Origin of the sequence: Pseudarthrobacter sp. PvP090 (assembly GCF_040547365.1) — a bacterium.
Lineage (GTDB): Bacteria > Actinomycetota > Actinomycetes > Actinomycetales > Micrococcaceae > Arthrobacter.
On record NZ_JBEPPO010000009.1, the window covers coordinates 20,984 to 41,309 of the forward strand.

A 20,326-nucleotide genomic window follows, 5' to 3' on the forward strand; every position below is an offset into this window, starting at 1 on the left:
ATCTGCTGTGTGCGTTCCGCCCGGTCCGGGACACTGGTCCTCCGGGCTCAGGGCTCAGGGCTCGAACTTGTAGCCCAGGCCGCGGACCGTGATGAGGTGCCGCGGCGCGGAGGGATCCGGTTCGATCTTGCTACGGAGCCGCTTGACGTGGACATCGAGGGTCTTGGTGTCACCCACATAGTCCGAACCCCAGACCCGGTCGATCAGCTGCCCGCGGGTCAGGACCCTGCCGGAGTTGCGCAGCAGCATTTCCAGCAGCTCAAATTCCTTCAGCGGTAGGGACACCTGCTCGCTGCTGACCGTGACGACGTGCCGTTCGATGTCCATCCGGACCGGGCCCGCCTGCACGGTGCTGGACACCAGTTCCTCGGGCTCGCCCTGGCGGCGCAGCACGGCCCGGACGCGGGCCACCAGTTCCCGCGAGGAGTAGGGCTTGGTGACGTAGTCGTCGGCGCCGAGTTCCAGGCCGACCACCTTGTCGATCTCCGCGTCCTTCGCCGTCAGCATGATGACCGGGACAGACGAGCGCTGCCGCAGCTGCCGGCAGACCTCGGTGCCCGACTGGCCGGGCAGTTGCAGGTCCAGCAGGACCAGGTCGGCGCCGTTGCGGTCGAACTCGGTGATGGCGTCCAGTCCGTTGTCCACCACCTCCACCTCGAATCCTTCCTTGCCCAGTAGGTAGGACAGCGGGTCGCTGAACGACTCTTCGTCCTCGACAATCAGAATCCTGCTCAAGCGGTAGCTCCTTGCTCATGGGCGCCGGCGGCGTCCCGTCGTGTTGGTCTGGGGTGCTGGGAGGGCCCGTGGGCAGCGGCCCGGTCTGCGGGCCCGGCCGGGTCGGCGACGCCGTCGATGTCCTGGCCTTCCAGCTCCGGAAGCCGGATGGTGAAGGTGGAGCCCTGCCCCGGCTGGGACCAGAGGGTCACCTCGCCGCCATGGTTGGCGACCACGTGCTTGACGATGCTCAGGCCCAGGCCGGTGCCGCCGGTATGCCGTGACCGGGCGGCGTCCACGCGGTAGAAGCGCTCGAAGACGCGTTCCTGGTCCTCGGGGCTGAGCCCCTCGCCCTGGTCCGTCACTGAGATGGCCACCAGGCCGTCTTTGGCCCGGATGCCGATGCCGACCCGGGTGTTTTCCGGGGAGTAGCGGATGGCGTTGTCGATCAGGTTCCGCAGCGCCGTCACCAGCTGGTCCTGGTCGCCGTAGACCATGGCATCTGAGTGGCCGCCAACGACGAGGTCGATGTTCTTGCTTTCCGCCGGCAGCTGGGACCGGTCCACGGCTTCGGTGACGACGGTGTTGATGTCCACGGCCCGGCCCTGCTTTGCGACGTTGGAGCCCTGCAGCCGGGAGAGTTCGATGATGTCCTGCACCAGGGCCGCCAAGCGGGCGGATTCCTTGTGGGTGCGCCGGGCGAAGCGGCGCACCGCCTCCGGGTCATCGGCGGAGGATTCGAGCGCCTCGGCCAGCAGCGAGATGGCGCCGACCGGCGTCTTGAGTTCGTGCGAGACGTTGGCGACGAAGTCGTTGCGGACTTCCTCGGTGCGGGTGACCTCGGTCCGGTCGTCGGCCAGCAACAGGATGTATTCCTCCGCGATCACGGCCGCCCGCACCTGGACCACGATGGTTCCCTGGCCCAGCGGGCCCCGCGGCAGTTCGAGGAGCCGTTCGAGGATGACGCCGTCGCGGCGCACTTTCGCGGTCATCTCCAGCAGCTGCTCATGGACAAGGGTATGGCCGCGGACCAGGCCGTAGGCGTAGGCGGCGGGGCTGGCACGGACGACGCCGTCGATCGCGTCCACCACCACAAACGCCCGGCCGACGGCGGCCAGCACCTCGGCGGCGCCTTCGGGAAGGGCGGGATCCTCGAACTCAACGTCCACGAGCTTGCGCTGCTGCTCGCTGACCCGGAAGGCAAGCACGCCGAAGACGCCGAGCGACAGGCCGATCAGGCCGGCGATCACGCCGATAAGCATTGGGTCCACGGCTCCAGCTTATGCTCTGGCCCGCGTCGGAAACTGTAATCTCCCGCTATTCCCACTCCGGTTCAGCTAACGTTCATCTATTGGGGCGTAACAGTTCACCGGACGCTGGAAGACTGGACAGTTGAAGCGCCGCGAGGTGAACCGAAATGGGCCCGCCGCTGTGGTGGCTGGCAATATTTCCAAGGAAAGGACGCACACGTGCGCAAGGTTTTTCAGGAAGAGCTCGCCCAAGTGGGGGAACAGCTCGTCGAAATCTCAAAGCTGGTCAGTGAAGCCATTGATAAGGCCACGACTGCCTTCGACGGCGCCGACATCGACCTGGCCGAGGACGTCATCGCGGCCGATGCCCGGATCGACTTCCTGCAGAACAGCTTGGACGAGCGCGCCATCGACATCCTCGCCCTGCAGGGCCCCGTGGCCAGCGACCTGAGGATGATCGTGGGGTCCCTCCGGATGAGCGCCTCCCTCGAGCGGATGGGCGACCTCGCCCGCCACCTCGCCCAGCTGGCCCGTCTGCGCTACCCCGCCACCGTGGTGCCCGCCCAGCTGCATGAGACTTTCAAAAGCTTCGCCGAGTATGACCTGCTGATCGCCCAGAAGCTCACGGTCCTGCTGGAAACCCGCGACCTCGAAGTGGCCCGGGACATCATGAAGGCCAACACCGCCGTGAACGACCTGCACCTGAGCGTCTTCAAGGCGATCGCCCGCAGCGACTGGCACGAGTCCCCCGCCACGACCGTCGATGTCGCCCTCGCCAGCCGCTACTTCGAGCGCTTCGCGGACCACGGCGTCTCCGTGGCGCAGAAGGTCACCTACCTGGTGACCGGCGCCTGGCAGCCGAACGGCATCGAGCACAGCTAGCAGCCGCTGCTGTCCGGCCGGGAGCGCCGGACAGCAGCAGATTACGACGCCGGCCGGTCACCTTGCGAGGTGACCGGCCGGCGTCGTACGTTTCCGTGCTTGTGCGTCGAAGCGTGCGCTACTTCTTGCCCTGGTTGGCGACTGCCTTGATCGCCTCGGCCGCGGCCTCGGGGTCGAGGTAGGTGCCGCCCGGGTTCAGCGGCTTGAAGTTCTCGTCCAGGTCGTAGACCAGCGGGATGCCCGTCGGGATGTTCAGTCCGGCGATCGCTTCGTCGCTGATGCCGTCCAGGTGCTTAACGAGGGCTCGCAGCGAGTTGCCGTGGGCCGTGACCAGGACTGTTTTGCCGGCCTTGAGGTCTTCCTTGATGTCCGATTCCCAGTAGGGCATCAGGCGGACGAGGACGTCCTTGAGGCACTCGGTGCGGGGCAGGTCGTCACCGAGGTCCGCGTAGCGCGGATCATGAGCCTGGGAGAACTCGGAGTTGTCGTCCAGGGGCGGCGGCGGGGTGTCGTAGGACCGGCGCCAGGTCATAAACTGCTCCTCGCCGTATTCGGCGAGGGTCTGGGCCTTGTCCTTGCCCTGCAGGGCGCCGTAGTGGCGCTCGTTGAGCCGCCAGTCCCGCTTGACCGGAATCCAGCCGCGGTCGGCCTTGTCAAGGGTGATGTTGGCGGTGTTTATGGCCCGCTTCAGCAGCGAGGTGTACAGGACGTCCGGGAGGATGTTGTGCTCCACGAGAAGCTCGCCACCGCGGATCGCCTCGGCCCGGCCCTGGTCGTTGAGGTCAACGTCCACCCAGCCGGTGAACAGGTTCTTGGCGTTCCATTCGCTGTGGCCGTGGCGCAGCAAAATCAGCTTATAAGTCATGGTTTTCATCCTAGCTGAGCGGCCCCGGGCAGTGCCGCGCGTTACATCGCCCCCGCCACACCGCAACGCGGGGTCACTCCCGGCCCATCCCGGGGCCCGCATTGTCCGGGAGTGACCCCGCGTTGGAGTGCCGCGCTGGAGGATAGGGTGGTCTGGTGGTGCAGAAGGCTGAGCGGGTGGCGCACCCGCAGACCCATGTCATGGAAAAACACGGCGCGGAAAAACGCGGCATGGAAAAACACGCCGCGGAGAAACACGGCGCGGCGAAAAGTGGGCCCCGCCCGGGCAGGCCAGTGGGCAACATCACCCGCGGCACCACCAACCCGAACCGGATGCGGCGGCTGGACCGCTGGCTGACCGGGCCGCAGGCCTGGCGGTTGCGCTCGGCGGCTGATCCCCTCGTCGTCGATCTGGGCTACGGCGCTTCCCCGGCCACCGCCGTCGAACTTTTTGAACGGCTGTCCGCGGTCCGGCCCGACGTGCGGGTGGTGGGCATCGAAATCGAGCCCGAGCGCGTCCGGCTGGCCCGGGAACTGGAACGGCCTGGGCTGAGCTTCCAGCTGGGCGGCTTCGAACTGCCGGTTGCCGGCCGGCCCGTCCTGGTGCGGGCGTTCAACGTGCTGCGGCAATACGAGGAAGCCGACGTCGCGGCCATCTGGAGCCTGATGCAGGGGCGGCTGGCCCCGGACGGGCTGTTCATTGACGGCACCTGCGACGAGATCGGCCGCCGGGTCACGTGGGTGGCGCTGGACGCCGGGCGGCCGCTGAGCCTGAGCCTGTCCATGCGGTTCGGCAGTTTTGCGCTGCCCTCGGAGGTGGCCGAGCGGCTCCCGAAATCCCTCATTCACCGGAATGTGCCGGGCGAGAGGATTTATGCCTTCCTGCAGGCGATGGACCAGGCCTGGCTGGAGGCCGCGCCGCTGGCGTCCTTCGGGAACCGGCAGCGCTGGACGACGATGTGCCGGTCACTGCTCGACGCCGGCTGGCCGGTCCAGGATGGTCCGGCCAGGTGGCGGCTGGGCGAACTGACGGTCGGCTGGGACGCCGTGGCGCCGGGCAGTTAGCGGGAGAAGGGGCTACCAGGGGCCGTAGGGGCCTGTGTTGCGGCTTCCGCCGCGGCCCGCGTCCTTGACGGCGGGGCGGACGTCGGCGAGATAAACGGACGCCGCCGTCACCGCGACGAGGCCGAACAGTCCCAGCGGGCCCAGGAGGCCTCCGCCTCCGCCGCCCAGGAGGGAGAGCATGCCAACGGCCATGGCACCGCCGGTGACGGCCAGCCAGAAAGTCTTGGTGCGCTTGGACACGGCTTCAAACGCGTTCGCCTTGTGCCGCAGGCAATCGAAGAAAGCCCATACCTCAAGGGCCAGGGCTACGAGGGCCAGGAGAAAGTAGATCCCGGTCTCGACATAGTAAATAAGCGCTCTTCCGTCCATGACCCCAGCCTAGCCGCCCAGACTGGCCAAGGCCTGCTCCAAATCGGCCCACAGGTCCTCGACGTTTTCGATTCCCACGCTCATGCGGACCAGGTTCTCCGGCACACTGGCCGGCTCGGCGGTGTGCCGGCGCCGCCGTTCGATCAGCGACTCCACCCCTCCCAGAGAGGTGGCGGGCAGCCACAGCTTCAGGGCACGGATCATCCGGTCCGCGGCATCGGCACCGCTGAGGCCGTTGTTGTGGCTGCCGTCGTCGTTGTTCCCGCCGCTGGCGATCGGGGCCATTTCAATGCACAGCACCGAGCCGAAGCCCTTCATCTGGCTCTTGGCCCGTTCATGGCCGGGATCCGAGGGAAGCCCCGGGAAACGGATGCTGCCGACCCGGGGGTGCGTGCTGAGCCGCCCGGCCAGCACCGCCGCCGAGGCCTGCGAGCGCTCGACCCGCAGGGCCAGGGTCCGCAGCCCGCGCAGCGCCAGCCAGGCCTCGAAAGGCCCGGCGATCCCGCCGTGGATGGTGCGGTGGTGCAGCAGCGCGGCGCGGAGTCCGGCGTCGGAAGTCACCAGGGCGCCCAGCACGACGTCGGAATGGCCGGAAAGGTATTTTGTCACCGAGTGGAGGACGACGTCGGAGCCCAGCGCCAGTGGCTGCTGCACGAGCGGGGTGGAGAAGGTGTTGTCCGTGACGACGACGGCGCCCGCCGCGTGCGCGGCCGTAGTCAGCGCGCGGATGTCCGCGACGCCCAGCATCGGGTTGGTGGGACTCTCCAGCCAGAGCATGCTGGCCGGGCGCCCGTCCGCCGGGGCGAGCTGCGCCAGGACCGCGTCGGTGTCCGCGATGTCCACCGTGCGCAGTTCCAGGAACCCCTTCGCGGCCAGTTCCGTGGCCATCACCAGGGATCCGGCGTAGCTGTGGGACGGCATGACCAGCACTCCCCCGGCAGGAACCAGGGACAGCGCGGAGCTGACGGCGGCGAGGCCGGACGCATACAGCAGGCCGGGGAGCTCTGCGCCCTCCAGCTGGGCGAGGGCCTCCTCGAAGGGGTCCCAGGTGGGGTTGGAGTACCGCCCGTAGCCGCGGTCGCCGTCGCCCAGCGGTCCCGTGCCGTAATAGGTCGAGGAGAGCACCAGCGGGGGGTTGACCGGTTCGTCGCGTTCACGCGGCGGGCGGCCCGCCGCCACCACAACCGTTTCTGCGGAGAGGGAGGCTGCCTGTGCATCGGAAAGACTCATGGTCACAGGTTACTTCGGTGCCCCGCAGGGCGCCCAAGGCGTTACGTGCGGGCACGTTACTGTCAGCGATTGTCGGTACGCTAGAGCAGTGACTACCCATAACCCCGGACTGTTTATCGCCTTCGAGGGCGGCGACGGCGCCGGCAAGTCCACGCAGGCAGCCGAGCTTTCGTCGGCCCTTGAATCGCGAGGCCTCAAGGTGCTGCGGACCCGGGAGCCGGGCGGCACTCCGATCGGCGAAAAGCTGCGTTCCCTGGTCCTGGACCACGGCCACGGCCACATCGACGCGCACACCGAGGCCCTGATTTTCGCGGCCTCCCGCGCCGCCCACGCCAGCCAGGTCATCCGCCCCGCACTGGAGCGCGGCGAGATCGTCCTCACCGACCGCTATATCGATTCCTCGGTCGCCTACCAGGGCGCCGGCCGGGACCTGGGCACCGACGCCGTCCGCACCATCAACGAGTGGGCCACCTCGGGCCTGCAGCCGGACCTCACGGTGCTGCTCGATGTTGACCCCGAGGTCGGCCGCCGCCGCCGCACCGCGGGCGATGCGGCCGAGGACCGGCTGGAATCCGAGGCGGACGAGTTCCACGCCAGGATCCGGACCGCATTCCTGGCGCTCGCCGCGGCCCGGCCCGAGCAGTATCTCGTCCTCCCCGCCCACCTCCCGGTCGAGCAGTTGGCGGTGCGGATCCTCGAGCGGGTCGAGTCGCTGCTGGCCCTTCCCCGGGGCGTGACCGCATGAGCGTCTGGGACGACCTCCAGGGCCAGCCCGCCGTCGTGGCCCAGCTGCGCCAGGCCGCCGGGGGCGACGGCCTGACCCATGCGTGGCTCTTCACCGGCCCGCCGGGTTCCGGGCGGTCCAACGCGGCGAAGGCCTTCGCCGCCGCCTTGAACTGCGACCAGGACGACGTCAGCCTGCGCGGCTGCGGTGAATGCGCGGCCTGCCTGACCATCCTGGGTGAAACCCACTCCGACGTCGCGTTCGTGCGCACCGAAAAGGTCACCATCACCATCGACGAGGCCCGCGAGCTGGTCTCCACGGCCGGGAACCGGCCGTCCTCGGCGCGCTGGCGCATCATCGTCGTGGAGGACGCGGACCGGATGGCCGAACGCACCACCAACGTGCTGCTCAAGGCGATCGAGGAACCGACTCCCCGGACCATCTGGATGCTGTGTGCGCCCTCCCCGGCCGACGTCCTGGTCACCATCCGCTCCCGTTGCCGGGCGGTGGCGCTGCGGCTTCCGCCCGCGGCCGACGTCGCGGCCCTGCTGGTCAAGCGCGACGGCGTCGATCCGGCCGTTGCCGAGCGTGCGGCGCGGGCGGCGCAAAGCCATGTCGGGATCGCCCGCCGGCTGGCCCGGGACCCGGAAGCCCGCGAGCGGCGGCTCGAAACCGTGCGGTTTCCGCTGGGGCTCCGGGGCGTCACCGCCGCGGTGCTGATGGCGGAGAAGCTCGTTAAGATCGCCACCGAGGAAGCCAACAGCTCCAACGATGAGCGCGACGCGGCGGAAAAAGCCGCACTGCTCGCCACCCTCGGCGCGCCCGAGAGCGGCACGCTGCCGCCGGCCATGCGGGGGCAGGTCAAGCAGCTCGAGGATGACCAGAAGCGCCGCGCCAAGCGCTCGGTGACAGATTCCCTCGACCGCACCCTGACCGATCTGCTGTCCTTCTACCGGGATGTGATGATCATCCAAATGGGGAACGCCGTCGAGCTGGTCAACGTTGAACTCAGGAGCGAGCTCGTTGAGTTCGCCCGCCAGTCCTCCGCCGAAACGACGCTTGCCCGCATGGACGCCATCAACCAGGCCCGCAAACGGATCACGACGTCCAACGTGGCTCCGCTGCTGGCCATCGAGTCGATGGCCGCAAGCCTCATCTGAGGGATCATTGAGTGACCCGCCCCAGGTGAACCAACCATCAGCCCAGCCGCCAGCACCCGTCCGGTGTGGGCAGCATCCCCCGCTCCGTTCCGATCCTCCAAGGAGAACCGTATGAAGTCTGCACGAGCAGTGCCCGCCAGATCCCGATCCCTTGCGATCGGCATGCGGGCAGCCGGCGCCATGGCCCTGGTCCTGGTGCTCTCCTCGTGCGCCCTGTTCGGTGCCGGTGGCACCGGGGCCAAAGGGGCAAGCACCCCGAATCCTGAGATTGCGTCCTCCGCGCCCGCCGAACTCCGGAGCTACTACACGCAGAAGGCCGAGTGGACCGCCTGCGAGGCGGAGTTCCAGTGCGCGAAGATCAAGGTTCCGCTGGACTACAGCAAGCCCGACGGCGACAGCATCGAGATCGCCGCGATCAGGCTGCCCACGAAGGGCGCCAATAAGGGCAGCCTGCTCATCAACCCGGGCGGACCCGGCGGCTCCGGCTATGACTTCGTCAAGGACGCCGGGGCCACGCACTTCTCGGAGAAGCTCCGCGCCAACTTTGACATCGTGGGATTCGACCCGCGCGGGGTGAAGCGCTCGGCCCCGGTCACCTGCCTGACGGATCAGGAACGAGACGCCTCCCGCGCGAAGATCTACGATCTGGACACCGACGCCGGCCTGGCTGAAACCCTGGCGGACAACCAGGTGATCGCGGCCAAATGCGAGGAAAAGACCGGACCTGTCCTGGGCGAGCTCGACACCGAGAGCTCCGCCAAGGACCTCGACATCCTGCGTGCGGCCCTGAACGACACGAAGCTGAACTACATGGGGTTCTCCTACGGGACGTTCCTCGGCTCGACCTACGCCTCGCTGTTCCCTGACAACGTCGGCGCGATGGTCCTGGACGGCGCGATGGACCCCTCCCTCAGCTACGAGGAGCTCACCAGCGGCCAGGCCAAAGCCTTTGAGAAAGCCCTCCGCGCGTACGTGGAGAAATGCCTCCAGTCCGACGGCTGCCCGCTCAGCGGCGGCGTCGACGCCGGGATCCAGCAGATCCGGGACCTGATCGCCGCCGTGGAGGCGAACCCGATGCGCGCCAAGGACGGCAGGATGGTCTCGGCGTCCACCCTGGTCACCGGCATGATCGTCCCGCTGTACAACGACGACAACTGGCCGCTGCTCACGCAGGCCCTCGGCGCCGCCCTGAAGAATGACGCCTCCCCGTTCCTGAGGCTGGCCGACTTCAACGCCGAACGCGAACCCAACGGCACGTATTCGTCGAACAGCACTTTTGCCTTCAGCGCCATCAACTGCCTGGACTACCCGATGGTCATGGACACCGCCGGAATGCGCGCGGACGACCAGCAGCTCCGGCTCGATTCGCCCACCTTCGGCAAGTACTTCGCCTACGGCGGGACCAACTGCAAGGAGTGGCCGTACCAGAACGTCCGGACTCCGGCGCCGGTGGACTACAAGGGTTCGACCGACATCCTCGTGATCGGGACCACGGGCGATCCGGCCACGCCGGTGGAATGGGCGAGCGAGCTGCGAAAGCAGCTGGGAAACGCCTCGCTGCTGACGTGGCAGGGCGAGGGCCACACGGCCTACGGCCGCTCCAACGACTGCGTCGGCAATGCCGTGGACTCTTACCTGGTCGACGGCAAGACCCCGGCGGACAATACGGTCTGCTGAGGCGTCCGGCACTCATTTTGACCCGGGGCGGAGGACTCTACTACAGTTGTCTCTGGCATGAAGCGCCCGGGCCACCGCCCGGACATTTCGTGCGGTTGCTTCCTTAGCTCAGTTGGTAGAGCGTCTCACTCGTAATGAGAAGGTCGCCAGTTCGATTCTGGCAGGAAGCTCGGGAAGAACCCCCGGAAATCAACGATTTCCGGGGGTTCTGTCGTTTTCCTTGGACGGCTCAACATGAACGACCTTGACGGCCGCCGTCGGGGAGAACCTGCGGTTGCGTTGCCTGAGAACTGGTCCCGCTTCCCGGGACACGCCCTCGTGATGGTGGGTCAGCGTGAACGGAGGCTGATGCGTGACTCTGCCGCTGCGATCCATGCCGCCCTGCCTGGAAGCGACTTGGAGATTGTGGATGGGTGTGGCCACGGAATCCCCCTTCAACGCCCGGAGTGGTTCAACGCCACGGTCTCGGCTTGGCTCCATCAGGAGTAGGCGGAGGACCGACCGGACCGTCAGCAGCTGCCCGGAAGTCTGAAGAAGCCTGCCGGGTCGGCGGCGCCCAGGAGGTCGTGACGGAAGGCGATGGCGTCCACGGGCCGTGTGTCGACGAACAGAACCGCCACCGTCCGGGAGTGGACCACGGTGTACCGGGTCGGTCCGTCCAGCCAGGAGTGGATCCCGGTGTACTCATCGACGAACAATCCGTCGCCGAGCAGACCCTGCTCCTCGAGCAGGTGATAGACAACATTCCAGGCGAGATCCATCAGTTCATGAATTGCCGCCTCCACTGTTGCAGCGGTCATAAGTCCATGGTCCTCCTGGGCACCGACAGCTTTGCGCAGACCGAGCGGCGTGTCTCCGAGGACACGTCTCACCCGCCAGGTCGGTCTAAACCTACTGCGCGGCATACTGGGGCCGCACTGGGGCCAGATCGGGAACCGTGGTCCCGGGCGTCACTCAGAGCGATGCGTAAAGTCTGCCCGTTGCCGTTAGTTGACCATCCGTGTCGTAGAGGGCTGACTCTCCCATGATCGGGTCAAACGGCCCCCTGGTTTTCCAGGCAAATCGCTCGACGAACGGCATCGCACGCATCCCGGCTACCGTGTCCCGCATAAATCGCCGGATCTCGAGGCCGGTGTATCGGGACGGTCGTGCGGGCGTGGCCGACCAGTCCGCCACGGCAAACTCCGTGACCCATATCGGCAAGCCATACTTGGCGTGCAGAGACACGAGCCTAGCGAGGAAGCTACCTGTATGTGGCGCGGTGTAGCAGTGCACCGCTATGAAGTCGACGCGCAGGTTCGCCCCTCTGGCCTTGGTCATGAACTGATCCAGCCACGGTCCGGCTGCATTGGTGGTTCCCGGAGACCCCAGGCTAAGACCGGTCGACTGAAGCTGGGGCCACAGCCGGATGGCCTCATCGACGGACATGTTGGACTGGCCGGCGTGGTCTGGCTCGTTAAAGCCGAGAAGGTGCCTGGTTTGCGTCTCGGGAAGCTGTCGCATCACGTCACCGATGGCATCCAGTTCGAACAGGGCTCTCGCGGAAAATACCATCGGCACAAATCCGGGGCGGGTTGTGACTGTGTACGCCGCTGCCCACGAGTAGTACCAATCGGCTTGGAGGCTCTGGATCTGCCGGAGCGCCTCAGCGTCATCTCCTCCGTGGGCTGCCCCCTTGAGCGCCCAGGTTCTGGGAGCCGCCGCTGGGGCAAATTCCGTCCGGGGTGGGGCCGGAAACGGCTTGGCCCCAGGCGCGAGAAACGTCCCGGGCGCGGCTAGGGCAGCAAGCGGAACGGTGAGAAATGTCCGGCGATCCATGTCTTTCTTCTCTCGAAGCGAAGTGGGCCGAGACCAGTTCCCATGTCGAATGTGACGAAAGTCACCATACTCCACCGTGGCGACTATTGGAACGACTACAGCCCACGGCAGATTCGACACAAAGGTAGCGGCCGCAAACTTCCCACGACGGATACACTCACATCGGGCGCGTCCCCGCGCGTGGTCGAGGCCCGCCCGTCCGAAGAACGATCTTGCGGAGCTCATCGAACCACAACACGGTCGAGGCCATCGCAACGCAGACCGCCCAGTGGCCGGGGTCCAGGGACGCCGTCCCGAAGGCCCGCTGCAGGAAGGGCAGCTCGACGACGGCCACCTGAAGCGCCGTCGCCAGCAGTACCGACCCCCAGAGCCATTTGTTTACGAAGAGCCGGCGGAAGGCCGACGTCGTCTCCGACCGGGAGTTGAACGCGTTAAACAGCTGGGCGAACACGAGGGTGGTGAAGCCGGCGGTCCGTGCGACGTCGAGCGAGTCGCTGCCGCCGGGGACCAGCCCGCCGGGGAGGAAGATGTCGATGGTCAGCAGCGACGCAACGCCCATGACCAGTCCGATGCTCAGGATACCCAGCCACATTCGTGGGCCGAGGATCCGGTCGCCGCGCTGCCGGGGCCGGCGCGCCATGACGTCGTCAATTTCCGGGTCAACGCCCATGGCCAGGGCGGGGCCGGAGTCGGTCACGAGGTTGATCCACAGGATCTGCGTGGCCAGCAGCGGCACCGCGACTTCGCCGGGGCTCGCTCCGGCCAGGCCCATGGCGCCGGCGAACACAACGCCAAGGAAGACCGTGAACACCTCGCCCATGTTCGAGGACAGCAGGTAGCGCAGGAACTTTTCGATGTTCTCGAAGATGACCCGGCCCTGGCGCACCGCGGAGACGATCGTGGCGAAGTTGTCGTCGCCGAGGATCATGTTCGAGGCCTCTTTGGTGACCTCCGTGCCCGTGATGCCCATGGCGATGCCGATGTCCGCGGTTTTCAGTGCCGGCGCGTCGTTGACGCCGTCCCCGGTCATCGCCACCACGTTGCCCTGGGCCTGCAGGGCGGTGATGATCTGCAGTTTGTTCTGCGGCGCCACCCGCGCATACACCGAGGTGCTCCGGGTGAGCGCCCGCAGCCCGTCCGCATCCAGTTCGTCCAGCTCCGCGCCCGTGACCGCGTGCTCCCCCGGTTCGGCGATCCCAAGGTCGCCCGCGATCCGGGCCGCACTGAGCGGGTGGTCGCCGGTGATCATCACGACGCGGATGCCCGCCCGCCGCGCCTCGGCCACCGCAGTTGCCGCTTCAGCCCGGGGCGGGTCCAGGATTCCGACGACGCCGACATACACGAGCGTGCTCTCGTCCTCAGCGTCGAGGACGTCCGCTTCGTGACGGTCCGCTTCGGTGTATTGGCGGTAGGCCACGCCGAGCGTGCGGAAGGCCTGGGACGAGAGCTCCTCGACGTCGGCCAGCGCCCGGGCGCGGCGGTCCGCGTCCATGGGAACGATGTCCATGCCGAGCTGCAGCCCGGTGCAGCGTTCCAGGAGGACGTCCGGGGCGCCCTTGGTGACGAGGGACAGGGTGCCGCCCTCCCGGTGGTGTGCCAGCGCGGACATCAGCTTCCGCTCCGAGGTGAACGGGATCTCGCCAAGACGCTCGAACTCCCCGATCCGGTCCGTGACACCTTCAAGTTTCCGGGCAGCGACGAGGAACGCCGCTTCCGTCGGATCTCCCTGGATCTCCCATTCGCCGTCGTGCTCCCGCAGCTGCGCGTTGTTGGCGAAGGAGCCCCCGGCGAGCACCATGCGTGCTTCCTGGAGCAGGGCGGGGTCACGAACGTCGTGGCCGTTGTGGAGCACGCCGCCCTCCGGCCGGTACCCGACGCCGGTGAGCTCGACCTGGCCGGAGGCCGTGGTGATCCTGCAGATGGTCATCTCGTTGCGGGTAAGGGTTCCGGTTTTGTCCGACGCGATGACCGAGGCGGAGCCAAGGGTTTCCACCGAGTGGAGCTCCTTGACCACGGCGTTGCGTTTGGCCATGTTCTGGACGCCGATGGCGAGCACGACGGACAGGATGGCGGGCAGCCCCTCCGGCACGGCGGCCACTGCCAGCGAGACCCCCAGCAGCAGGACGGTGACGAGGCCGCTCAGCGTGGACACCCCGCTGACGATGATGATCGTGGCCATCACGACGACGGCGATCGCGATCACGGTTATGCCGAGCAACTTGCTGACGCCGGCGATTTCGCGCTGCAGCGGGGTGGGGGCGTCCTCGGCGGCCGCCAGCATGCCCGCAATCGCGCCGACCTCGGTGTCCATCGCGGTTCCCGTCACCACGGCGCGGCCCACGCCCTGCGCCACGGCTGTCCCCTTGTACACCATGTTCAGCCGGTCGCCGAGGGGGACGTCAACGCTGAGGACCCGGGGGTCTTTGAAGACGGGCGCGCTTTCGCCGGTGAGCGATGACTCGGCGACGCCCAGGGAACTTGCCGTGATCAGCCGCGCGTCGGCACCGACGGAGTCCCCCTCGCTGAGGACCAGAATGTCGCCGCGCACCAGTTCCGCGGACGGCACGGTTCTCAGTTGGCCGTCCCGCAGCACCGTCGAGTTCGCTGCCGTCATCAGCCGGAGCGCCGCGACGGCGCTCTCGGCCTTGTTCTCCTGCACAAAGCCCAGGACGCCGTTGAACAGGACCACGGCCCCGATGACGAGGGCGTCAACCGGCACCCCGGCAGCACCTTCCACCGCCCAGGCGAGGACCGAGATGCCGATGGCCGCCAGCAGCAGGTAGATCAGCGGGTCCTGGAACTGCCGCACAATCTTCCGCCACAGCGGCACCGGGGGTGCGGAACGGAGTTCATTGGCACCGTAGCGTGCCAGGCGCCGATCCGCCTCGTCCGAGTCCAGACCGGTCTCCGGGCCGACGTCGAGCGCATGCAGTGCCTCGGAGGCGCGGCGGAGGTGCCACGGGAGGGCACCGGCGGAGGTGCCCGCAGAGGCGCCGGGACCGGCGCCGCGCGGTGGTTCGTTCAACGGGCCCAGACGGAAGCCGCGCCGGAATGGCCTGTGATGACGCTCTGGTAGATGAAGAAGGCCCCGGCCGCCGCCGCGGCGGCGAGCAGGACCAGCCGGACAGCACGGTTGGTCCGCAGGGGCCCCAGGAAGGCGAAACGCCGTCCGATGGGCTCGTGGCTTGCGATCAGCGTCGCCGCGATCACCACCAAGAACACCACGGACACGGCTTTGAGCACGTCCCCCTGTTCGGCGTGCTCCCGGACCAGGGCAGAGGAGGGACGGGCCTTCTCCAGCTGTTCCCCGGCCTCCGCGGTGATGAGGGACAACGGAACCAGTCCCAGGGACAGCACTGCCAGCGGCCAGGCGAGGTAGCCGCGCCAGCGCGGCGCCGCCGTGTAGGCAACCGCGGCGAGACCGGCAATCGGAGCCAGCACGACGACAGCGTGGATGAGTAGGATGTGGGCCGGGAGGCCCGCTATTTCGATCATGAGTGACCCTATCCGTTCGAACCGCCCAGTGGCGGCGTCATCGCCCGGGCCGGGCTTCTATGATTCTTGCATGGGAGAGCAGGGGCTGGCAGACGTGGCGGCACGGCTCTATGCCCTCCCCCTCGACGAATTTGTCACCGCACGGACAACCGCTGCCAAAGACGCGGCTGCCGTGAAGGAGCTGACCCTCGCCGCCGAGGTGCGGTCCCTGCCCAAACCGTCCGTGGCGGCGTGGACGGTGAACATGCTCTCGGCCCGCCGGCCGGAGACGCTCCGGGAACTCGCCGCCCTGGGGACAGCGATGCGCGCCGCGCAATCCTCCCTCGACGTCCCGGAACTCCGGCGGCTGGGGCAGGTTCGGCGTCAGCTCCTGGCCAGCGCGGTCAAGGAAGCTGCGGAGGCCGCCGAACTGTTGGGCCGGAAGATCAGCGGTGCGATCGCGGCGGAGGTGGAAGCGACGCTGCGCGCGGCGACGGCCGATGAGGGGGCCGCGGCCGCCGTGCAGTCCGGCCGTCTGCTCCGGGGACTGTCCGCCGACGGCGTCGATGTGGTGGATCTGTCCGGCGCCGTGGCGGTGCCTGGCCCGGTGCTCCCCGCGACGGCCGCGCCGGTTCCTTCCCCCAGTTCAGCCGGGGAGACGGTCCGGACCGGTCCGGCGGCACGGATCGGGTCCACAGCGGGGAAAGCGGCGCAGCAGCCCCGGTTACGCGCCGTCCGGCAGGAACCGCGGAGGTCCACTCCCTCCGCGCTGCAGCGGGCCAGGGCAGTGCTCAAGGATGCCGAAGATGCCGCCGAAGCGGCCGCACAGGAAGCCCGGGCTCATGACGAAGAGCTGGCCGGGTCCGAGGCCTTGGCCACAGAGCTCGCCGACGCGGTGCGAACGCTGCGGGAAGAACTCTCCGAGCGCGAGCAGGAACTCAAAGCCGCCAGGAAGCGGCGCGAACTGGCCGCTGCCCGGGCGCAGCAGGCAGGCCGGGCAGCGGCCAAAGCGCGGCGCACCGAAGACCTTGCCCGGGAACGGGTGCTGCGGCTTGGCAACACACCGCCCTGATGACCGGATAGTGTCGGAGGCCGGCGCCACACTTAATGCATGGAAACCAACCAGTACTTCGAAGTCACCTACCTGGACACGGACTGCGGGCGCATCCGCACCGAGTCCTTCGACGACGTTGCGGATGCAGAACGGTTCGCCAGCCGCCAGGCCGTCGACGAGCACGGCTGGGCCATCATTGACGCGGTGCCGGTGCAGGAAGGCCGGAAGGCCGCCTAGCTGTATTGCCCGGGGACGGACGCTTTTCCTCTGGAAAACTTCCGCACCCCGGCCCTACCATGGAGCCATGTTGGGCACCCGCACCCTGAGGTTCTTCGCGGACGGCTTCGGCGGCGAGGTGATCAGGCCGGGCGAACCGAAATACGACGCCGCCCGTGCGGTCTGGAACGGTCTGGTCGACCGCAGGCCGGGCCTCGTTGTGCTGCCGAACGGAGCGGCTGACGTCGTGGCGGCCCTGCGGTTCGCCCGCGAACAGGAACTCGTCGTCGCCGTGCGCGGCGGCGGCCACAGCATCCCCGGATTCTCTACGTGCGACGACGGGATGGTCATCGACCTCTCGCGCATGCGCGGCGCGACGATTGATCCCGAACGCCGCACGGCTGTCTGCGCCGGCGGCGCGCTGCTCTCAGAGCTGGACGACGCGGCACAGGCGGTTGGCCTCGTATGCCCTGTCGGAGTGGTCTCCCACACCGGCGTCGCCGGTCTTACGCTGGGCGGCGGGATGGGCCGGCTGCAGCGGAAGTTCGGGCTGACGATCGACAACCTCCGCGCGGTGGACCTCGTGACGGCCGACGGCGGGGTCGTCCGCGCCTCGTCGGACGAGAACCCAGAGCTCTACTGGGGTGTCCGTGGGGCCGGCGCAAACTTCGGCGTCGCGACGTCGTTCGAATACGCCCTCCACCCGCTCAACCATCCCATCACGCACGGGACCGTCGTCCACCCGATCGAGCGCGCCGGCGAGCTCGCGCAGCTCTTCACTGAGATGGCCGAGACGGGCCCGGACGAGCTGTGGCTCGGTTTCTACATCCATCTGGCGCTCCCGGCAGAGGACTACCCGGCTGGGATCGGTGGCCGGCCAGTAGCCGCTGTCTCCGCGTTGCACTGCGGGCAGCCCCGCGAGGCCGAGCGGGATCTCGCACGGCTGCGTGCGTTCGGACCGCCGGTTGGCGGCTCGATTGGGCCGAAACCCCACCTCGCAGCACAGCGCCTCGCAGACGTGTCCTCGGAGTGGGGCCACCGCTTCTACATGAAGAGCGCCTTCCTCCGCAGCCTGCCCGAGGAGCTCGTCGATATTGCGGTCCAGCACGCCCACGGGATTCCTGAGGGAGCCGGGGGCGAGTTCAGTTTTTGGTCTTGGGGCCGGGCGATCGCCGAGGTGCCGGAGGACGCGACCGCGTTCACCGGCCGCACAGCGGCCTACTGGATGGGCGCCGAGATCCAGTGGGACGATCCGGCGCTCGACGGGCCGTCCCGCGCGTGGGCCCGGGCGGCAATGGCCGGCGTCGGGCCGTTCGCCACCAGGGGCCTCTACGTCAACGACGTCGCCGAATCGCGAGGGGACCCGCGCGCCATCTATGGTGACGCGAAGTACGAGCGGTTGGTCGGGCTCAACCGCGCTTGGGACCCGGATAACGTTTTCCGGATGAATCAGAACATCCGTCCTTAGTGGCAACCGGGCAGCAGAAAGGGCCCCCACCCGGTTCGGGTGAAGGCCCAGCTGCTGTCCTCGCGGCCTCAGCCGCCGTGAGCCCGGGTTGGCTCAGGCGAAGTCGGAGACTGCCGGGTCCGGGCCGATGCGGCCGGCTCCCTCGGCCGAGTTGTCCAGACCGGTGATGGCCTGGATATCGGTCTCGTCCAGGCTGACGTCCAGCGCGGCATAGTTCTCGCGGATGCGGGATTCCGTGACGGACTTGGGGATGACCACGTTGCCGATGGCCAGGTGCCAGGCGATGACAACCTGCGCCGGGGTGGCGTCGTGCTTGGCCGCGATCTGTCCGATGACTGCACTCTCCAGCAGCTCGCCGCCCTGGCCCAGCGGCGACCAGGCCTGGGTGAGGATGCCCTTGGAGGCATGGAATTCACGCAGCTCGGCCTGGTTGAAGAAGGGGTGCAGTTCGATCTGGTTGATGGCCGGCACGACGCCGGTCTCGTCGATCAGGCGCTGCAGGCCTTCCTTGGTGAAGTTGGAGACGCCAATGGTCTTGACGCGGCCCTGCTTCTGCAGCTCGATGAGAGCCTTCCACGTGTCCACGTATTTGTCCTGCTTGGGCTGCATCCAGTGGATCAGGTACATGTCCAGGGTCTCCAGGCCGAGGCGGTCCATGGATTCCTCGAAGGCTTTGAGGGTGGACTCGTAGCCCTGGTCCGCGTTCCACAGCTTGGTGGTGATGAAGATGTCCTCGGGCTTGAGGCCTGAGCGCTCGATCGCCCGGCCCACCCCTGCTTCGTTGCCATAGATCTTGGCGGTGTCGATGTGGCGGAAGCCTGCCTCGAAGGCCTGGACAACCACCTTCTCGGCTACGTCGTCTTCAACCTGCCACACTCCGTAGCCGAGCTGGGGAATGGTGTTGCCGTCATTGAAAGTCAGTACCGGTGAAAAAGTCATCCAGCCATCCTGCCAACGCCGTCGGCATACCGCCAGCGTAAAGGGCGCAGCTAAGCTAGGCGCTTAACCGGGAATTTTAGGGTCCGCTCCCGGACAGTCCGGAACCGTCAGCCGGCGGCGGCCGCCTCCGCGAGCCGGCGTTCGGCGTCGTTGACCTGTTCCAGCACCGATTCGGCGCGGCGCCGTACCGACACCGCACCGGCCGGGACGGGCCCGACGGCGAGCCGGAGCATCGCTGCTGCTTCGGCCGTGGTTGCCAGGGAGTTGCCGGCAGTGGACAGGGCACGGTGGACTCCGGCCAGGTTCCCGGGGATGTCGAGTCCTTCGCTGGGTGATCGCCGCTGGGCCTCCACGCAGATCTTCCGGACCCGGCCGGACAGGGCCGTGAGTTCGTCGGCGATCTCCAGGAGTTCGTCATAGAGGGCATCGTCCTCCACCCCCGCCAGGACCTGGTGATAGCGGTCGAGGCCGCGGGTGAAACGGTCATGGGCGCGGCGCCAGAGGCCTTTGCCGAGTTCGGCGTCGTCTTTCCGCCCCTGCCGGGCGGCGCTGAAGAATCCCAAGGGTGCCTTACAGGTACTGGCCTGGGCCGTGGTCCGGGTCCGCGGGCACGGCAGGCTGCGGGTGGTCCGCGCCGGGCCTGGGGGCCGAGGCCCGCTGGGGCTCGCCGTTCTCTCCGATAATGACGCCGGGGGCGATCACCGTTCCGGGCGGCAACTGGCGCAGCTGTGCCTGCGCGGCTGCGTGGTCCCGGGCGGCATGCTGGGCTGCGAGGGCGGTCTGGATGCCGTGGAAGAGGCCCTCCAGCCAGCCGACCAGCTGGGCCTGGGCGATCCGCAGCTCCGCGTCCGACGGCGTTCCGTCCGCGGGGAAGGGAAGTGTGATCCGTTCCAGTTCCTCGACCAGTTCCGGGGCGAGGCCGTCTTCGAGTTCCTTGATGGAACGTTCGTGGATGCCGGCCAGCCGTGCCCGCGCCGCGTCGTCGAGCGGGGCGGACCTCACTTCGTCCAGGAGCTGCTTCATCATGGTGCCGATCCGCATCACCTTTGCGGGTTCGTCAACGAGGTCCTGGAGCCGGCTGGGCCGGGCGGGCCCTGCGGGCGCGGCCGGCTGGACGGGGTGCCCCTGGCCCCGCAGTCCCCCGGGCTGTCCGGGCTCCAGCGGCCGGTCCCGGACCACATTTCCGTCGTCGCCGGCCGGCCGGGGGTCCAGGGTGGCGCCCTCAAGGGGGTTCCCGCCGCCGGGCTGAGTGTCGTGCGGATCGCTCATGGCTTCATACTCTCACGAGCCCGGAGCCCCGGAGCGGGCCGGCCGCCGGGCCGCTCCGCAGACTCCATGAACGTCGCAACAAACAGCAACAAACAGCAACAAACAGGAGGGGGCGCCGCCGGGCACTAATGTGCCCGGCGGCGCCCCCTGCGG

The 20,326-nt window shown here is 68.0% G+C and carries 21 protein-coding genes and 1 tRNA gene; 10 read left to right on the top strand and 12 right to left on the bottom strand.

Annotated features, from left to right (window positions below):
- Nucleotides 1–54: 54 nt before the first annotated feature.
- Nucleotides 55–735 carry a response regulator gene (locus tag ABIC21_RS11865; RefSeq protein WP_354350606.1) on the bottom strand — a complete coding sequence of 227 codons (681 nt, stop codon included), beginning with the start codon at nt 733–735 and terminating at the stop codon, nt 55–57.
- On the bottom strand, nt 732–1,976 hold the full coding sequence (locus tag ABIC21_RS11870; RefSeq protein WP_354350753.1) for a sensor histidine kinase: 1,245 nt from the start codon (nt 1,974–1,976) through the stop codon (nt 732–734). Before ABIC21_RS11870 ends, ABIC21_RS11865 begins: the two co-directional genes overlap by 4 nt.
- Before the next feature lie 207 nt (nt 1,977–2,183).
- Between ABIC21_RS11870 and phoU the strand changes: the two genes are divergently transcribed.
- On the top strand, nt 2,184–2,846 hold the full coding sequence (gene phoU / locus ABIC21_RS11875; protein WP_354350607.1) for a phosphate signaling complex protein PhoU: 663 nt from the start codon (nt 2,184–2,186) through the stop codon (nt 2,844–2,846).
- 118 nt (nt 2,847–2,964) lie between these two features.
- Here the strand turns inward: phoU and ABIC21_RS11880 are convergent, their stop codons facing one another.
- Entirely contained in the window at nt 2,965–3,711 is a 747-nt protein-coding gene (locus ABIC21_RS11880) for a phosphoglyceromutase (protein ID WP_354350608.1), read from the bottom strand.
- A 230-nt stretch (nt 3,712–3,941) separates the two neighbouring features.
- Between ABIC21_RS11880 and ABIC21_RS11885 the strand changes: the two genes are divergently transcribed.
- On the top strand, nt 3,942–4,775 hold the full coding sequence (locus ABIC21_RS11885; RefSeq protein ID WP_354350754.1) for a class I SAM-dependent methyltransferase: 834 nt from the start codon (nt 3,942–3,944) through the stop codon (nt 4,773–4,775).
- A gap of 12 nt (nt 4,776–4,787) precedes the next feature.
- On the opposite strand, the gene ABIC21_RS11890 is transcribed toward ABIC21_RS11885, so the two are convergent.
- Together ABIC21_RS11890 and ABIC21_RS11895 are read right to left on the bottom strand one after the other, a co-directional pair.
- Nucleotides 4,788–5,144: a DUF2516 family protein gene (locus tag ABIC21_RS11890; RefSeq protein ID WP_354350609.1), complete on the bottom strand. Its 357-nt coding sequence runs from the start codon at nt 5,142–5,144 to the stop codon at nt 4,788–4,790.
- Between the two features lie 9 nt (nt 5,145–5,153).
- A complete protein-coding gene (locus tag ABIC21_RS11895) occupies nt 5,154–6,374 on the bottom strand; it encodes a trans-sulfuration enzyme family protein (protein ID WP_354350610.1) in 1,221 nt (406 codons plus the stop codon).
- A gap of 88 nt (nt 6,375–6,462) precedes the next feature.
- Here ABIC21_RS11895 and tmk point away from each other — a divergent pair, with 88 nt between their 5' ends.
- From tmk to ABIC21_RS11920, 5 genes are all read left to right on the top strand, one after another.
- Entirely contained in the window at nt 6,463–7,119 is a 657-nt protein-coding gene (gene tmk, locus ABIC21_RS11900; RefSeq protein ID WP_354350611.1) for a dTMP kinase, read from the top strand.
- Entirely contained in the window at nt 7,116–8,258 is a 1,143-nt protein-coding gene (locus tag ABIC21_RS11905; RefSeq protein ID WP_354350612.1) for a DNA polymerase III subunit delta', read from the top strand. The genes tmk and ABIC21_RS11905 overlap by 4 nt, the downstream gene beginning before the upstream one ends.
- Before the next feature lie 111 nt (nt 8,259–8,369).
- Complete coding sequence (locus ABIC21_RS11910; RefSeq protein WP_354350613.1) at nt 8,370–9,935, top strand: alpha/beta hydrolase; 1,566 nt, start codon at nt 8,370–8,372, stop codon at nt 9,933–9,935.
- A 97-nt stretch (nt 9,936–10,032) separates the two neighbouring features.
- Nucleotides 10,033–10,105 (top strand) — tRNA-Thr (locus ABIC21_RS11915).
- A 151-nt stretch (nt 10,106–10,256) separates the two neighbouring features.
- Nucleotides 10,257–10,424 (top strand): alpha/beta fold hydrolase, encoded by a 168-nt coding sequence (locus ABIC21_RS11920; protein ID WP_354350755.1) that lies wholly within the window; start codon nt 10,257–10,259, stop codon nt 10,422–10,424.
- A gap of 20 nt (nt 10,425–10,444) precedes the next feature.
- Here ABIC21_RS11920 and ABIC21_RS11925 read toward each other — a convergent pair whose 3' ends face one another.
- The 4 genes from ABIC21_RS11925 to ABIC21_RS11940 form a co-directional block, all read right to left on the bottom strand.
- Nucleotides 10,445–10,735: a hypothetical protein gene (locus ABIC21_RS11925; protein ID WP_354350614.1), complete on the bottom strand. Its 291-nt coding sequence runs from the start codon at nt 10,733–10,735 to the stop codon at nt 10,445–10,447.
- 154 nt (nt 10,736–10,889) lie between these two features.
- The gene (locus ABIC21_RS11930; protein WP_354350615.1) at nt 10,890–11,753 is read right to left on the bottom strand and encodes a glycosyl hydrolase; all 864 of its coding nucleotides are present in this window, start codon (nt 11,751–11,753) and stop codon (nt 10,890–10,892) included.
- Between the two features lie 157 nt (nt 11,754–11,910).
- Nucleotides 11,911–14,778, bottom strand: coding sequence for a cation-translocating P-type ATPase (locus tag ABIC21_RS11935; protein WP_354350616.1), 2,868 nt, complete (start codon nt 14,776–14,778; stop codon nt 11,911–11,913).
- Nucleotides 14,775–15,248, bottom strand: coding sequence for a hypothetical protein (locus tag ABIC21_RS11940; RefSeq protein WP_354350617.1), 474 nt, complete (start codon nt 15,246–15,248; stop codon nt 14,775–14,777). Before ABIC21_RS11940 ends, ABIC21_RS11935 begins: the two co-directional genes overlap by 4 nt.
- A 70-nt stretch (nt 15,249–15,318) precedes the next feature.
- Here ABIC21_RS11940 and ABIC21_RS11945 point away from each other — a divergent pair, with 70 nt between their 5' ends.
- The 3 genes from ABIC21_RS11945 to ABIC21_RS11955 all read left to right on the top strand — a co-directional run bounded on the left by ABIC21_RS11945 (nt 15,319) and on the right by ABIC21_RS11955 (nt 17,965).
- A complete protein-coding gene (locus tag ABIC21_RS11945) occupies nt 15,319–16,299 on the top strand; it encodes a hypothetical protein (protein ID WP_354350618.1) in 981 nt (326 codons plus the stop codon).
- Between the two features lie 39 nt (nt 16,300–16,338).
- Nucleotides 16,339–16,518, top strand: a complete 180-nt coding sequence (locus tag ABIC21_RS11950; protein ID WP_354350619.1) for a hypothetical protein — start codon at nt 16,339–16,341, stop codon at nt 16,516–16,518.
- A 67-nt stretch (nt 16,519–16,585) separates the two neighbouring features.
- Nucleotides 16,586–17,965, top strand: coding sequence for an FAD-binding oxidoreductase (locus ABIC21_RS11955; protein ID WP_354350620.1), 1,380 nt, complete (start codon nt 16,586–16,588; stop codon nt 17,963–17,965).
- Between the two features lie 93 nt (nt 17,966–18,058).
- Here the strand turns inward: ABIC21_RS11955 and ABIC21_RS11960 are convergent, their stop codons facing one another.
- The 3 genes from ABIC21_RS11960 to ABIC21_RS11970 form a co-directional block, all read right to left on the bottom strand.
- Nucleotides 18,059–18,904, bottom strand: coding sequence for an aldo/keto reductase (locus ABIC21_RS11960; RefSeq protein ID WP_354350621.1), 846 nt, complete (start codon nt 18,902–18,904; stop codon nt 18,059–18,061).
- Nucleotides 18,905–19,011: 107 nt separating this feature from the next.
- On the bottom strand, nt 19,012–19,467 hold the full coding sequence (locus tag ABIC21_RS11965) for a hypothetical protein (RefSeq protein WP_354350622.1): 456 nt from the start codon (nt 19,465–19,467) through the stop codon (nt 19,012–19,014).
- Between the two features lie 7 nt (nt 19,468–19,474).
- A complete protein-coding gene (locus ABIC21_RS11970) occupies nt 19,475–20,173 on the bottom strand; it encodes a bacterial proteasome activator family protein (RefSeq protein WP_354350623.1) in 699 nt (232 codons plus the stop codon).
- Between the last annotated feature and the right edge of the window lie 153 nt (nt 20,174–20,326).